Source organism: Nonomuraea maritima, from assembly GCF_900100395.1.
Classification (GTDB): domain Bacteria; phylum Actinomycetota; class Actinomycetes; order Streptosporangiales; family Streptosporangiaceae; genus Nonomuraea; species Nonomuraea maritima.
In genome coordinates this window covers 100,190-114,126 of record NZ_FNFB01000017.1, presented here as the reverse complement: position 1 = coordinate 114,126, position 13,937 = coordinate 100,190, and the positions used below count along the sequence as shown (strand labels likewise).

11 protein-coding genes are annotated in these 13,937 nt (G+C 72.1%); 7 read left to right on the top strand and 4 right to left on the bottom strand.

The features are described 5' to 3' along the window. Positions 1–2: 2 nt before the first annotated feature. Complete coding sequence (locus tag BLR04_RS24820) at positions 3–2,336, bottom strand: helicase-associated domain-containing protein (RefSeq protein WP_090769562.1); 2,334 nt, start codon at positions 2,334–2,336, stop codon at positions 3–5. 45 nt (positions 2,337–2,381) lie between these two features. On the opposite strand from BLR04_RS24820, the gene BLR04_RS24815 reads away from it, so the two are divergent. Beyond that, a complete protein-coding gene (locus tag BLR04_RS24815; protein ID WP_143022180.1) occupies positions 2,382–3,149 on the top strand; it encodes a hypothetical protein in 768 nt (255 codons plus the stop codon). On the opposite strand, the gene BLR04_RS24810 is transcribed toward BLR04_RS24815, so the two are convergent. Then, positions 3,142–3,759, bottom strand: coding sequence for a TetR/AcrR family transcriptional regulator (locus tag BLR04_RS24810; RefSeq protein WP_090769558.1), 618 nt, complete (start codon positions 3,757–3,759; stop codon positions 3,142–3,144). The genes BLR04_RS24815 and BLR04_RS24810 overlap by 8 nt on opposite strands. A gap of 202 nt (positions 3,760–3,961) precedes the next feature. Here BLR04_RS24810 and BLR04_RS24805 point away from each other — a divergent pair, with 202 nt between their 5' ends. Both BLR04_RS24805 and BLR04_RS24800 read left to right on the top strand, forming a co-directional pair. Next, positions 3,962–4,579: an HAD family hydrolase gene (locus BLR04_RS24805; RefSeq protein ID WP_090769556.1), complete on the top strand. Its 618-nt coding sequence runs from the start codon at positions 3,962–3,964 to the stop codon at positions 4,577–4,579. Between the two features lie 93 nt (positions 4,580–4,672). Next, positions 4,673–5,068: a cold-shock protein gene (locus BLR04_RS24800; RefSeq protein ID WP_090769555.1), complete on the top strand. Its 396-nt coding sequence runs from the start codon at positions 4,673–4,675 to the stop codon at positions 5,066–5,068. Positions 5,069–5,145: 77 nt separating this feature from the next. Here BLR04_RS24800 and BLR04_RS24795 read toward each other — a convergent pair whose 3' ends face one another. Next, on the bottom strand, positions 5,146–6,651 hold the full coding sequence (locus BLR04_RS24795; RefSeq protein ID WP_090769553.1) for an MFS transporter: 1,506 nt from the start codon (positions 6,649–6,651) through the stop codon (positions 5,146–5,148). Between the two features lie 265 nt (positions 6,652–6,916). Here BLR04_RS24795 and BLR04_RS24790 point away from each other — a divergent pair, with 265 nt between their 5' ends. Together BLR04_RS24790 and BLR04_RS24785 are read left to right on the top strand one after the other, a co-directional pair. Continuing rightward, positions 6,917–7,714, top strand: coding sequence for a DUF3027 domain-containing protein (locus BLR04_RS24790; RefSeq protein WP_090769551.1), 798 nt, complete (start codon positions 6,917–6,919; stop codon positions 7,712–7,714). 204 nt (positions 7,715–7,918) lie between these two features. Continuing rightward, positions 7,919–10,954 carry a sacsin N-terminal ATP-binding-like domain-containing protein gene (locus tag BLR04_RS24785; RefSeq protein WP_090769549.1) on the top strand — a complete coding sequence of 1,012 codons (3,036 nt, stop codon included), beginning with the start codon at positions 7,919–7,921 and terminating at the stop codon, positions 10,952–10,954. Between the two features lie 635 nt (positions 10,955–11,589). Here BLR04_RS24785 and BLR04_RS24780 read toward each other — a convergent pair. Then, positions 11,590–11,793 (bottom strand): DUF2530 domain-containing protein, encoded by a 204-nt coding sequence (locus BLR04_RS24780; protein ID WP_090769547.1) that lies wholly within the window; start codon positions 11,791–11,793, stop codon positions 11,590–11,592. A 103-nt stretch (positions 11,794–11,896) separates the two neighbouring features. Here BLR04_RS24780 and BLR04_RS24775 point away from each other — a divergent pair, with 103 nt between their 5' ends. Then, positions 11,897–13,318 (top strand): NCS2 family permease, encoded by a 1,422-nt coding sequence (locus tag BLR04_RS24775; protein WP_090769545.1) that lies wholly within the window; start codon positions 11,897–11,899, stop codon positions 13,316–13,318. Between the two features lie 170 nt (positions 13,319–13,488). Continuing rightward, positions 13,489–13,917, top strand: a complete 429-nt coding sequence (locus tag BLR04_RS24770) for a MarR family winged helix-turn-helix transcriptional regulator (RefSeq protein ID WP_245740477.1) — start codon at positions 13,489–13,491, stop codon at positions 13,915–13,917. The last annotated feature ends 20 nt before the right edge of the window (positions 13,918–13,937 follow it).

Here is a 13,937-nt window from a genome sequence, read left to right as displayed (position 1 = left end):
GATCAGAGGCCCGCGACGCCAGTGATGCGGTGCAGGGCGAAGCGGTGCACCGCGGCTCGGGTCTCGTCGTACGCGGTCAGGTAGCCGCCCTCCATGCGGGCCGGCTCCAGGATGCGCGAGGTGGCGTTGCCCTGCGAGTCGAGGTAACCGATCCACACCCGTACGCCCTGTTTGATCGCGTCCTGAAGGGCGGAGATGGTGGCCGTCGCGGGCCCGCGCGGCACCTGCCCGTCGGGGGCGTCCACCGGCTCGCGCCGCGCCAGGTGCGCGGCGTCGCCGGCGCGCAGCGCGCGCACGGCGGCCGTGGCCACCTCGGGGTCGAGCCCGTTCGGCGAGGACACCGCGCGGACGGGCGCCACCCCTTCGGTACGGCGGCTCTCCAGCTGGGAGATGATCACGTCGCCGTCGAGCGACTCGGCGACGGGGGCGTACCCCATGGCCCGCAGGGTGTCGATCAGCACCGTCCGGGACGAACGCGAGGCGATGACGTTCGGCGCGAGGCGGCGCAGCCGCAGCGCGGCGGAGCGCCGGTCGGCGGTGATCTGGTCGAGCAGCGCGGTGTCGTCGCACCGGATGTACGCGCTCGCGGTGCCCACCCGGATGCGCCCGTGCCGCCGCGCCACGTCGGTCACCAGGTACGACAGCGCCTGCGGCATCGGCGTGGCGGAGTGGCGGGCCAGCATCGAGACCAGCTCCTCACCGCCGTGACCGGCGTCGAGCGCCCGCCGGATCGAGCTCTCGCTGAATCGGTAGACGGTGGCGCCGCCCTTGGACTCGACGTCGGCGGTGAGCGCCATCCAGCGGTTGAGCTCGCTGGTCAGCGGCCCAGGCGCCACCGCCGTGAGGTCGGCCTGCAGCAGCACGTGGTCGACCGGCTCCGGCAGCAGCGGCGCGAGTGTCGCGGCGGGGTCGCCGCCCTCGATCAGCGCCCGCCCGTGCACGGACAGCGCGCCGAGCCCGGTGACGCCGATCTGCTCGGCCTCGCGCAGCGCGAACTCGGTGAGCCGCTCGCGCAGCGGGCCCCTGCGGCGCGGCTGCTCCCACGACAGCCGTTCGAGCACGGAGTCGCGGTCGGGCGCGAGCCCCGGCGCGGCGGCCAGCACCGCCAGGGCGGCCGTCCTGACTCCCGGCGCGGACGACCGGCGCAGGTCGGTGTGCAGGGCGTTGAGCGGCCGGTCGCGCTCGTCGCGCTCGCCGACCAGGCCGGGCACCCGGTCGGTGTGCAGCCACGTCGCCGCCAGCGTCACCCATCGGTCGGCGGTGCTCCGCACCCGCCACAGGTCGTAGCCGGACGTCGGCAGCCACTCGCCGTCGACGCCGCCGCCCGCCGCGACCAGCCCCGCCGCGTGGGCCACCTCGACCACGAGCGCCGCCACCCACTCAGGCACGTCGAGCTCGGACGCCGTGCGCTTGAGGTCTCTGACGCCGAGCCCTCCGGTACGCAGCACGCCCGGCGGGTCGGCGCTCCAGCGCTCGCACAGCTCCTCGACGGCCCGTACGAACGTGAACGCCTGCCCGGCCGCGGTGCGGTCGGCGAGGTTCTGGTCGCGTACGGCGCCCCGCAGCGGCGGCGGCACGGCCGCGAGGTCGCGATGCAGCCGCCCGCCGCGCAGGTGCAGGCCGACCTCGCGGGGCAGCGTCACGCTCTCTTCGCCGGTGGCGGCCAGCAGGCCGCGGGCGAGCAGTTCCTCGATGGGCGAACGGGCCGAGGCCACGCGCACCTCGCGGCGGGCATTCGGCACGCGTCCGGTGGGCGGGCCCCAGGTGAGCTGGTCGAGGGCGGCCCTGGCCTCGGGCGAGACCGACTCGACCAGTGCGGCAGGCTCGGCGAGGAGGGCTGCGAGGCGTTCCTTGCCGGACCCCGCAGTGCCGGGAGCGACGTCGTCGGCCATCTCGTCGAGCTGCTCGGGCGGGTGGTGCCGGAACGCGTCGACGGCCTTCGGGCCGAGCCCGGCCGGGTCGTCGAGCACCTTGCGCACGCCGGGACCGAGCTCGAGCGCGTCGTCGGGCCCGTACACGAGGGCCAGGTCGGCGAGCCGGTCGAGAGCGGACGACAGCGCGGGCTCCGGATCGTCGGCGGGGTCGAGGGCCGCGCCCATGAGGGCGCGCAGCGCGTCCTTCCGCACCGGCCCTTCATGGACGGCCAGCGTCTCGACGACGGCCAGTGTGAACCGGTCGAGCCGGTCGAGCACCCTGCCGATCGCAGAAGGGCTCGCCGCGCGCGCCGCGAGACCCTCCAGATGCGCGGGCACCGGAGTGATCAACTCGGGCCGCGCGGAGACGAGCGCCCGCAGTTGTGCGTCGGTGCGTCCCCTGATCCACTCCGTGAACTCCATCGTTGCCATGGTATGTCCCAGCTGATTGAGGCAGCATTGCGTGACGTGACAGAGCGCGCGGACCAGCTCGTGCTGAACTACGTCTCCAGGGCGGCGGACGCCGCCCACGGCGTGCTCCGGTCCGATCAGCGGCTCGCCTTCGCGCGGCGGCTGCGGGCCCGGATCGAGGAGGAGCGGCGCGGACGGGAGAGCCTGCGCGAGACGGCCAAGGTGCTCGCCGGGTTCGGCGACCCGGTGGCGCTGGTCGAACGCGAGGCACGCAGGCTGGCCGAGGCGGGCGTCCCCACGAAGGGGCCCGTACGCGAAAGGCCGCCCACGCTGGAGGGGCCGCCCACGCGAGAGTGGCCGCCCACACGCGTCGGAGGCGCGGTGGCGAGGGGGGCGGGGGTGGCGCGGCCCGCGGGCGTCGTGCAGGCCGCGGGCGTTTCGCGGGGCGCGGGTGGCGGGACCCTCGTCATGGAGCATCCGCGCGAGGTGGCGGCGCTCGTGGTCCTGGTGGTGGCGGCGCTGCTGGTGCCGTTCGAGCCGCCGTCGCTGGCGATCTTCCCGGTGCCGCTGGTGGTGTGGGCGGCGGGCTCGGTGCTGGTGCTGTTCGGCGAGAGCTGGCAGATGGGGGAACGCATCGTTGGGATCGGCGCGCCGATCGTCGGCTACACGGCGGGCGGGGTGATCGTCGGTGGTCTCCGCGTGGGGGCGGACGCCGGGCTGGGGGAGTTGGTCAGACAGTTCTTCGACGTCAGCGGCACGATGTTCATGATCGGTACGGTGCTCGGCGTCGTCTGGCTGGGCTACCGGCTGCTCGTCGTCAGCTGACCGGGGCGGGGGCAGGCAGCAGGCCGACGGCCAGGCGTACCCAGGCGGCGACGAACGCGTCCTTCTCCGCGTACCCCGGCATCTCGCCCACCGTCTCCTGGAACAGCCGGTAGTGCACCACCGAGCCGCCGAGCACGGCGGCGACGCCCGTCCAGTCGAGGTCGGCGTCGCGGTACTCGGGCTGGCGCTGGAACCAGGTGACGATGGCGTCGAACATCGGCTGGAGCAGCCCCTGGCGTACGACGGTGACCAGTTCGGGGAACTGGCTCAGGTCGCGGAAGAAGACCCGGGTGAGCTCCGACTCCTCGCGGACCTTCGCGAGCCCGGCGCGGCACACGTGCGCGAGCCGCTCCTCGAGGGCCACCGACGACTCCATGGCGTTGAGCTCGGCGAGGCTCGCGGCAACCTGGACCCGGGTGCGGGCGGCGTGCTCGTTGATCGCCGCGGCGAGCACCTCGTACTTGGACTTGAAGTGCCGGTAGAGGCCCCCTGCGCCGGGGGACAGCCCGGAGGCGGCCTCGATCTCGGCCACGGACGTGGCGGCGTACCCGCGCTCGGCGAACAGCCGCAGGGCCTCGTCGATGATCCGCTCACGGGTCGATCTGCTCATGTCCACGCTGATACCTCCGTGAGGAGATTAGTCGGTACGGATCGGCGCCACCGCGCGGGCTCCCGGGACGCGGGCGGCGGAGCCTGCCTGCCGGTCTGGTGAAGTTCGGCGCTCTCTGGGGAGTAATTCCTTTCCTTCCCCTTTCCTGAGCAACAATCCCGGTTACGCAGGTGAGAGGCCTGTTTGGCATGCTTCTACCGTGATGACTTCGGTGGGATTCGACCTGGACATGACTTTGGCGGACACTCGCTCCGGGATCGCGGCGGTTTACGACGAGCTCGCCGTGCGATTGGGCGTGCCATTTGACAGTGCCGCCATCGTCCGGCGGTTGGGCCCGCCGTTGGAGACCGAGCTGGCCAACTGGTTGCCCGCCGATGAGGTACCGGCGGCCGCTGACCTCTATAGGCAGATATATCCGGAAAAGGGAGTGCCGGTGCATACCGCCATGGACGGCGCGCACGAGGCGATCGACGCCGTCCGGCGGGCCGGCGGCCGCGTGATCGTCGTGACCGGCAAGAACGTCCGCGACGCGAAGGGCACGGTCGCGGCGCTCGGCCTGGACGTGGACGAAGTGGTCGGTTCCCTCTTCGGTGCCGACAAAGGATCAGCACTCGCGCGCTTCGGCGCATCCGCTTATGTTGGTGACCATGTCGCGGACATCGAAGCGGCGCGCGCGGGCGGCGCCGTGAGCGTGACAGTTGCGACCGGCCCTTACACGGTGGGAGAGCTGCGTGATCACGGAGCGGATGTGACGCTGTCCGACCTGACCGAATTCGCCGCCTGGTTCACCACCTGGCGTGACCCCTTGGAGGGCCGGTAATTCTCCGGCAATTACCCGGTCGCCCTCGCGCTGCGCGGGGCATAACCTACATCCATCCGTCCTTCTTTTCGACTGTTTGAACGAGGTCGTCCTGTGCCGAGTGGCAAGGTCAAGTGGTACGACGCCGACAAGGGTTTCGGCTTTCTCACCCGCGACGACGGCGGTGAGGTCTTCGTGCATTCATCCGCGCTGCCCTCAGGTGCGGGCCCGCTCAAGCCCGGCCAGAAGGTGGAGTTCGGAGTCGCGGAAGGCCGCCGGGGCCAGCAGGCCCTGTCCGTCAGAATTCTGGAACAGCCCCCGACGCTGGCCAAGGTCAAGCCCAAGGGCAAGCGGAAGAAGCCGGATGAGATGGTGGTCATCGTCGAAGACCTCATCAAACTCCTCGACGGCGTCTCCGAGTCCTACCGGCGCGGCAAGCACCCCGACGCCGCCCACGCCAAGAAGATCGCCCAGGTCCTGCGCGCCGTAGCCGACGACCTGGACGTCTGACCCCCGTCCCCCGATCAAGCTTTCGCTGTCGCGTCCGCCGTGCGAACCCCCGCGCGGCGGACGCGGCTTTTCTGTGGTCAGGCGTTCGGATTGGTGAGCGGTTTGGTGGAGTCGATGGTCTCCACGCGCTGGTCGGCGACGCCGGAGCCCCCGCGGCGGAGCCTGTCCTCTGCGGCACGTACGCGCCGGCGGCGCGACACCAGCAGCCAGCCGAACACCGCGATCAGGGCGACGGACAGCGTGACCAGGCCGGGAGCGTGGCTGCGGGTGAGCGACAGCACCAGCCCGATCAGGCCGCCCGTCACCCACGCCAGCTGCAGCACCGCCTCGACCACCCCGAACGTCGACGAACGCACCTCCTCGCCGATCTCCCGCTGCACGATCGCGTCGAGCGCCAGCTTGCCGAGCTCCTGCGCGAACGCCGTGACCAGCGAGATCGCAAGAGCCGTCCACACGCCGAAGACGATCGCGGTGACCACGGTGGTCGTGGCGGTGACGGCCAGCGTGACGAGCACGAGGAGCTGCGGGGCGTGGTTGCGCGTCCAGTTGGCGGCGACGGCGCCCAGCAGGCCGCCCAGCCCGGCCGCGCCCGCGAGCAGCGCGATCGTCCGGGGGATGTCGAAGAGCGGGTCGAGCGCCGGACCTGCGGCGAGCCACGGCACCGCGCGATCCTGCACCAGGAACAGCAGGAAGAACAGCAGGAAGCCGGAGAAGACCCGGATCGCCACGTTGGCCCACACCGCCTCGGCCACGGTCGGGCCCACCTTGAGCAGGGTGCGCCAGCGCGGCGCCGCGCCGTCCTCCTCCAGGTCGGGGGAGTCGATGTGGCGCGGCAGGCGTACGGCGACGACGCCCAGCAGCAGGAACGCCACCATCGCGACGCGCAGCACGGCGGCGCTGCCCAGCCACGCGGTCAGCCCCGCGCCGACCGGCACCAGCACGCCGGCCGAGACCAGCGTGAACAGCGCCACCCGCGCGTTCGCCGACACGAGCGTGATGTCGGCGGGCAGCACGCTCGGCATGATCGCCGCCCGCGACACGTTGTACGCCTTCGACAGCACCAGCACGCCGAGCGCCCCGATGAAGAGCGTCGGCAGGTCGCCCGGCCCCACGGCCGCCGCCATCGCGAAGCACAGCAGGCCGCGCCCGAACAGCGTGCCCGCCATCACGTAGCGGCGGCCCGACCTGAAGCGGTCGAGGATCGGCCCGACGAACGGCGCGAGCAGCGCGAACGGCACCATCGTGATGACCAGGTAGAGAGCGACGGACCCGCGTGCCTCGCCGACCGGCACGCCGAAGAACACCGTGCTCGCCAGCGCCACCGTCACCAGGGCGTCGCCGGCGCTGTTGCCGGCCGACAGCTCGATCAGCCGGCCGAGCCCGGTGCGGTCGGCGCCGTTGGCGTGGGTGAGCCTGCGCGTGGCGCGGCCGACCTTCTTGACGCCGGTGGCGGTGGCCCTGGTCGCTCTGGTCGTGCCGTCAGCCGTGGCCTTCCCGGCGCGCACGCCGGCGCGCCCGGCGTCGGCGGCGCCGCGCGCCACCCGGCGGGAGATCTCCCGCGCCCGCTCCCAACCGCCCTCCACGCCTACCAGTCTTACCCGATTCGTACGCGCTGCCCGCGGGGGATTCTGGGTCGTGTGCGCTTTCCATGTCCGACGTACGGGATCCGTGCGCTTCTTGTACGTGGTGCAGGGGTTGCCTGTGCTTCTGACGCGGGCGCTCCGGGGTCGACCGTGCGGGAATTCCTGTGCCGCGCCTTGGGCTATCTGCGGTTGTCGGCCCTTGCAGGTCCCCGCATGGGTGAGAATGAAGTGTGAGCGAACAGCACCTTTCGGCGGAGGCTGGCCGATGAGCCGCACCAGGGCCCGCGTCTCCGCTCCCGACCAGGCCTGTGTCGCCGCGGTCGATCTGGCGCGTGCCGCGGCCGAGGAGCTGGCGCGTCCCGGCGAGCCCGGCGAGCACCTCGGTCATGAGAGCGAAGGCGACCGGATCGTCACCCACTACTTCGCCTGCCTCGACCGTGCCTACCACGGTTGGCGATGGGCCGTCACCGTCACGCGTGCCTCGCGCGCGAAGAAGGTGACGGTCAGCGAGGCGGTCCTGCTGCCCGGCACGGGCGCGCTGCTGGCCCCGGAGTGGCTGCCGTGGAGCGAACGCCTTCGCCCCGGCGACCTCGGGGTGGGCGACCTGCTGCCGTCCCCCGAAGACGACGACAGGCTCGTCCCCGGCTTCACCGACGCCGCCGACGACGCCGAGCGACAGACGCTTTTCGAGTACGGCCTGGGCCGGGCCCGTGTGCTCTCGGCCATCGGCAAGGACCGAGCGGCCAGGCGCTGGCACTCGGGCGAGCACGGGCCGCACACACCGATCGCACACGCCGCTCCCGCGCAATGCTCCACCTGCGGCTTCTACTGGCAGCTCGCGGGCAGCTTGCGGCAGATGTTCGGGGTCTGCACTAACGAGTACGCCCCCGACGACGGCAAGGTGGTGGCCGCCGACCACGGTTGCGGCGCCCACTCCGAGGCCGCCGTGCTGCCGCCGCCCGTGGAGCAGGCCATCCCGATCCTCGACGACCTCGGCTACGACCTGATGGAGGAGGAGGGCTCGGTCGACGCGTCCGCCTCGGAAGAGCTCGGCCACTCCTGATTCTCGCGGCCCGTCGCGGCCCGTCGCCCCATGCGGCGCGGCGGGCGTGACGGGCGTGCCGTCGTCCCTGGGAATTCCGCCGCGCGGGCGGCGGTTCTCTCCCCTCGGCGCAGGGCGGCGGGCTTCCTCTCGAGAGCACGGTGAATGTCGGTGAAGGCCGCTAGCCTACGGTGGCCCCTCAACCACAAACCGGGATCGTGATAGATGAGCGACACCTACGGCACCGACCGGATGCGAGCAGCCGTCCTCGCGGCGTGGACGGCGTCGCCCGCCAGGTTCCGCGAAGACGCCAACGCGGAGGAGGACTTCGCGCTCGGCGGTTACCGCGACCGGCTGATCGTCGAGCTCGCGCAGAACGCCGCCGACGCGGCCCTGCGGGCGGGTGTGCCAGGGGTGCTGCGGCTGACGCTGCGGGGCGACATGCTGACCGCCGCCAACACCGGCGCCGCGCTCGACGCCACCGGTGTGGAGAGCCTGTCCACGCTGCGGGCGTCCGGCAAGCGTGACGAGGCCGGCGCCGCCGGCCGGTTCGGCGTCGGCTTCGCGGCCGTCGTGTCGGTCTGCGACGCGCCGTCCATCGGTTCGCGCGGCGTGGGAGGCGTCCGCTGGTCCCGTACCGAGACGGCGGCGCTCGTCGCCGAGATCCCCCAGCTCGCGGGCGAGCTGACCGGTCGCGGCGGGCACGTGCCGCTGCTGCGGCTGCCGTTCGACGAGCCGCCGCCCATCGACGTGCCCGAGGGGCTCGACACGATCGTCCGGCTCCCGCTGCGCGACGCGGCCGCGGTCGAGTCGGTACGGCGCCTGCTGGCCGAGACCAGCCCCGCGCTGCTGATCGGCCTTCCCGCGCTCGAGGCCATCGAGATCGACGTCGACGGCGAGACCCGTACGGTGGTCGGCGACGGCTGGCACGTCGTGTCCGAGTCCGGCGGGTTCACCCCCGACGAGGTGAGCCGGCTCTTCGCCGACCGGCCCACCGAGGAGCGGGCGCGTCCCTACTGGTCGCTGCGCTGGGCGGTGCCCGTCACCGGCACCGGCGAGCCGGGGCCGCTGCCCGGCACCGTGCCGCCGGTGGTGCACGCGCCCACGCCCAGCGACGAGGCTCTCGACCTGCCCGCGCTGCTGATCGCGTCGTTCCCGATGGCCACCGACCGGCGCCACGTCGCCAAGGGGCCGCTCGCCGACTTCCTGGTCGAGCGGGCCGCCGACGCCTACGTCAGGCTGCTTCGCGAGCTGCCCCGCACGCCGAAGCTGCTCGACCTCGTGCCGTCCCTGCTGGGCAAGGGCGAGCTCGACGCCGCCATCCGGCGCGCGATCCTCGAACGGCTTCCCGGCACGCCGCTGCTGCCCGCGGTCTCGGCGCCCGCCCCCGCCGTACGGACGCCGTCGTTCGCCGATGCGCCGGTGTTCGAGCCCGACGCCGAGTGGCTGGTCGAGCCGCCGGCGACCGAGCCAGACAGCGACGGCTGGGTCGTCACGGGCCGTGAGGCGGCCGTGGTGGCGTCCGCCACGGCCGAGCTCGTCGAGGCCGTGGCCGGTTTCGTCCCCGGGCTCCTGCCGGCGGGCTGGCCCGCCCGCAGCCCCGCGATGACCGCGCTGGGCGTGCGCCGGGTCGAGCTGGCCGACCTGGTCGACCTGCTGTCGGGCGAGGCCGTCGAGGGGCGCGAGCCGGCGTGGTGGCGCGCGCTCTACGACGTGCTGCCCGCCGACGACCCCGAGTCTCTCGGCGCGCTGCCCGTCCCCCTGACCGACGGCCGGCTCGTACGCGGGCCGCGCGGCACGCTCATCCTGACCGACGGCGGCGCGAACCTCGACCTGACGCCGCTCGGGCTGCGCATCGTGCACCCGGAGGCGGCCCATCCCGCGCTGCTGCGCCTCGGCGCCGCGGAGGCCACGCCCCGCACGATCCTCGACGACCCGCTGACCAAGGCCGCGGTGGCGCAGTCGCTCGACAGCCCCGACCCTGAGCCGGTGGCGCGGGCGGTGCTGTCGCTGGTCGACGCGGCGGGGCTGGCTCCCGGCGAGGCCCCGTGGCTGGCCGAGCTGGCGCTGCCCGGCGCCGACGGCGAGCTCTATCCCGCCGGTGAGCTCATGCTGGCCGACGGCGCGCTGGCCGGGCTGCTCGAGGCCGACACGCATCTCGGGGTGGCGTCCTCGGAGCTGGAGGAGACCTACGGCGCGCGGGTGCTGGCCGCCGCAGGGGTGCTCGACGGGTTCGCGATGGTGCACGAGGCCGACGTGCTGCTCGACCCCGACGAGTGCGACCACGACCTCGACGGCGAGGCCGCCTGGCTCGACCACGTCCTCGACCTGCTGCCCGAGCTCGACGTGCCGCCGATGGTGGCCGAGTTCACGGCGGTGCGCGACCTCGACCTCGTGGCCGACTGGCCGGCCGCGCTGGAGCTGCTCACCCGGCCGCCGCTGCGCGCGGCCCTCCACCCGCTGCGGGTGGAGGGGGTCGAGGTGCCGTCCTACACCGCGTGGTGGCTGGCCCACCATCCGGTGCTCGGCGGGCGCATGCCGCGCGAGCTGCGGCTGCCCGGGGCCGACCCGCTGCTGCAGGGCCTGTACGCCGACGCGCCCGCGGGGCTCGACCCGGCGGCGCTGTCGATGCTCGGCGTCCGTACGACGCTGGCGGAGCTGCTGGCCTCCCACGGGGGGCCGGAGGAGCTGCTCGACCTGATGGCCGACGAGTCGGTCGAGGTCGACCGTGCTCAGCTGCGCGCACTGTGGGTCGCGCTGGCCGCCGTCGACCCGTCGCGGGTCGCGCCGCCGTCGCGGGTGCGGGCGGTGCTGGGCGGCTCGATCGTGGTGGCGGCGGCCGACGACGTGGTCGTGGTCGAGGCACCCGACCTGCTGCAGCTCGTCACCGACCGGCCGTTGGTGCTGGCCCCGTACGACCTGGCCGAGTCGCTGTCGGAGCTGCTCGACCTGCCGCTCGCCGGTGAACTCGCCTCCGGTGAGGTCACGTCCGAGGGGGTCGTTCGGCCGGTGCCGCCCGAGGTGCGGTCGCTGCTGCCCACCGCGCCCGAGACGTACGTCGAGCACGAGAAGTTGCTGGTCGACGGCGTGGAGTGCGCGTGGCGCTACTTCGAGGGGTCGGTGCACTGCACGGGCGTCGACGGTCTGGCCCGCGGGCTGGCCTGGGCGACCGGGCAGTGGAACGACCGTCTCGCCGTAGCCGCTCTGCTCCGCGACCCGACCGCCGTCCCCCTCCTCCTGGCCGAAGCCGACCTGTCCTGACCCACCACGACCGCCCCTCGCGGAGGCTGAGGGCGGGGAGAGCTCCCCACTTCACAGCCCCGCTCGTTCGACGGGTGGGGCGGGCCCGAGGGGCGGCTGAGGGCTGGGAGAGCTCCCCGCCGCACAGCCCCGCCCGCCCGAACGGGTGGGGCGGGCGGCGGTGGAACAGGTACTCGTCTCACGCAGCCCCGCGTTCGCTGGGCGCTGGGTTTTGTGGCGGGCGGGCTCGCCGAACCTAGGCACGCCACGCGGCCCTCACCGACGAGCAGCCCGGCTCGCGCCGCTCCCACAAGCAAGCGCTCCATGAACCGCCGCCCACCGGACAAGTACCCAGCGCACAGGCAGCACCTCGCGAGCGCCCCGCACCACGGGCAGTACTCCGCAACCGAGACTCGCCAGACCAGCGCCCGTATGGCGCTGGCTGGGTGCTTGCGGCGGTGGGTGGGGGACGCGGTGGTGGTGTGCGTCCGGGGTGCCTGGCGTGGATGCCGAGGCGTGTGTCCGAGGGCCATACACGTTGGCGGTGTCGAAGAAGTTCACGCCGAGCTCGTGGGCCCGGTCCTTCGCCTTGGGGGAGTGGGTCAGGTTCGGGGCGGCGGACCAGCCACATGCCGAGGAAGCGGAAGGCTATGTGGTCAGGTTCGGGGGCGGCGGACCAGCCACATGCCGAGGAAGCCGAAGGCTATGCCGGTGACGCAGGTCCAGATCCACCAGGTGTGGCCGGGGCGGAAGATCAGCAGGATGACCAGGGCGACGGCCCAGATGGCGGTGCCTGTTGCGACGGCGGCGAGGTCATTGGTCTTGATCGGCTCGGGATCGGGGTGCCACTGCTGCTTCACGTGTCCACACTAGCTTCCAATAGGGTCTCGATCTCATCACTGGCACTTTTCGCAGCTCACCGCAACTGTCACTCTTCGCCGCGTGAGCTCTTTACGTGCCTTCATGGACAATTATTTCGCTATTTCCGCACGTCAGTCGACCATCTCGCGGGAGATCCGCGGTGGACTCGCGACGTTCTTCACCATGGCGTACATCGTCGTGCTGAACCCCTTGATCATCGCGACCGGCAAGGACGTGGAGGGGCAGTTCATCGGCGACGGCTCCGCCCCCAACGTCGCGCTCGTCGCGGCCGGCACGGCGTTCGTCGCGGGCGTGATGACGATTCTCATGGGCGTCATCGGACGGGTGCCGTTCGCGATGGCGGCCGGCCTCGGGCTCAACGCCTTCGTGACGTTCAACATCGCGAGCGTGATGACCTGGGAAGAGGCCATGGGCCTGGTCTTCCTGGAGGGGGTCATCATCGCCCTGATGGTGCTGACCGGGCTCAGGACGGCGATCTTCCACGCCATCCCGGCCCAGCTCAAGACCGCCATCAGCGTGGGCATCGGCCTGTTCATCGCGTTGATCGGGTTCGTGGACGCGGGCTTCGTGCGCAAGGCCCAGGGCACGCCGCTGGAGATGGGCATCGGCGGCAGCCTCACCTCCTGGCCGATCTTCGTCTTCATCGTCGGCCTGCTCGCCACGGTGGCGATGGTGGCGCGGCGGATGAAGGGCGCCATCCTCATCGGCATCGTCGGCACGACCGTGCTGGCGTTCATCGTCGAGGCGATCGCCCAGGTCGGTACCTTCTCGCCGGACAACCCTGGCGGTTTCCAGCTGAACCGACCCGTCGTCCCCAGCGAGCCGTTCGGCTTCCACAACCCGCTGACGCTGTTCACCGAGTTCGACCCGTTCGGCGGGTTCGTCCGCGTGGACCTGCTGCTCGCCGGGCTGTTCGTGTTCACGCTGCTGATCACGGACTTCTTCGACACCATGGGCACGGTCGTGGGCGTCGGCCGCCAGGCGGGCCTGGTGGACCAGGACGGCTCGCTGCCGCGTACCAAGCAGATCCTGCTCGTGGACTCGATCGGCGCGGCGGTCGGCGGCGCGGGTTCCGTCTCCTCGAACACCACCTACATCGAGTCGGCCGCGGGCGTAGGGGAGGGCGCGCGGACGGGGCTCGCGAGCGTGGTCACCGGTGTGCTGTTCCTGATCGCGATCTTCTTCGCGCCGCTCGTGACGATGGTCCCGTACGAGGCGGCGGCGCCCGCGCTCGTCGTCGTGGGCTTCCTCATGATGACGTCGATCCGTGACATCGACTGGAACGACTACGAGATCTCGATCCCGGCGTTCCTCGCCATCGTCGTCATGCCGTTCACGTACTCCATCTCGAACGGCATCGGCGTCGGGTTCATCGCGTACGTGCTGATCAAGGCGGTGCGGGGCAAGGCGCGGGAGATCCACCCGCTGCTGTGGGGTGTCACGGCGCTGTTCGTGCTCTACTTCGCGATCGGCCCGATCAAGATTCTGTTCGGGCTGTCCTAGGGCTCTCGACCGGCCGCCGGCCAGGCGCCGGCGGCCGGTGGCCTCTGGACTGTGGCGCGAGTGTGAGGTTCGTTCGGGTATCAAAGGGTGAGACGCCGTCTAGGAAATATCTTGCCCTCACCTATAGTTAGCAAAGGTAATGACTCATGCTAACCAGAACCCAGCACACGATGGACCTGCGCAGCGACGCAGGTCTCGCTTCGGCCCTGCGCGTTTCACTCGCGCGGCTGAACCGACGCCTACGACGACAGGCGGCAGCGCACACGCTGACTCCCACGCAGTTCGCGACGCTCGCCGCAGTGGATCGGCATTCCGGGATAACCCCCGGCGAACTGGCCGAGCTCGAGAAGGTGCAGCCGCCGTCGATGACGCGCGTGATCGCCGCCCTCGAGGAACGCGGCCTGGTCACCCGCACTCCGCACCCGACCGACCGGCGCCAGGTGACCGTCTCGGTGACCGAGGACGCCGAGAAGCTCCTGAAGGACGAGCGGCGGCGGAAGGAAGCCTGGCTGGCGCAGCGGTTGAAGGAGCTGTCGCAGGAGGAGAGAGCGATCCTCAGGCAGGCGGCACCGATCCTGGAGAAGCTCAGCAAGATCTAGAACCTGAAGAACCCAAGACC

Coding starts and splice junctions, on each gene's coding strand:
- BLR04_RS24805 (WP_090769556.1), top strand. CDS start 3,962: ATGACTTCGGTGGGATTCGACCTGGACATGACTTTGGCGGACACTCGC.
- BLR04_RS24770 (WP_245740477.1), top strand. CDS start 13,489: ATGGACCTGCGCAGCGACGCAGGTCTCGCTTCGGCCCTGCGCGTTTCA.
- BLR04_RS24785 (WP_090769549.1), top strand. CDS start 7,919: ATGAGCGACACCTACGGCACCGACCGGATGCGAGCAGCCGTCCTCGCG.
- BLR04_RS24790 (WP_090769551.1), top strand. CDS start 6,917: ATGAGCCGCACCAGGGCCCGCGTCTCCGCTCCCGACCAGGCCTGTGTC.
- BLR04_RS24775 (WP_090769545.1), top strand. CDS start 11,897: ATGGACAATTATTTCGCTATTTCCGCACGTCAGTCGACCATCTCGCGG.
- BLR04_RS24820 (WP_090769562.1), bottom strand. CDS start 2,336: ATGGAGTTCACGGAGTGGATCAGGGGACGCACCGACGCACAACTGCGG.
- BLR04_RS24810 (WP_090769558.1), bottom strand. CDS start 3,759: ATGAGCAGATCGACCCGTGAGCGGATCATCGACGAGGCCCTGCGGCTG.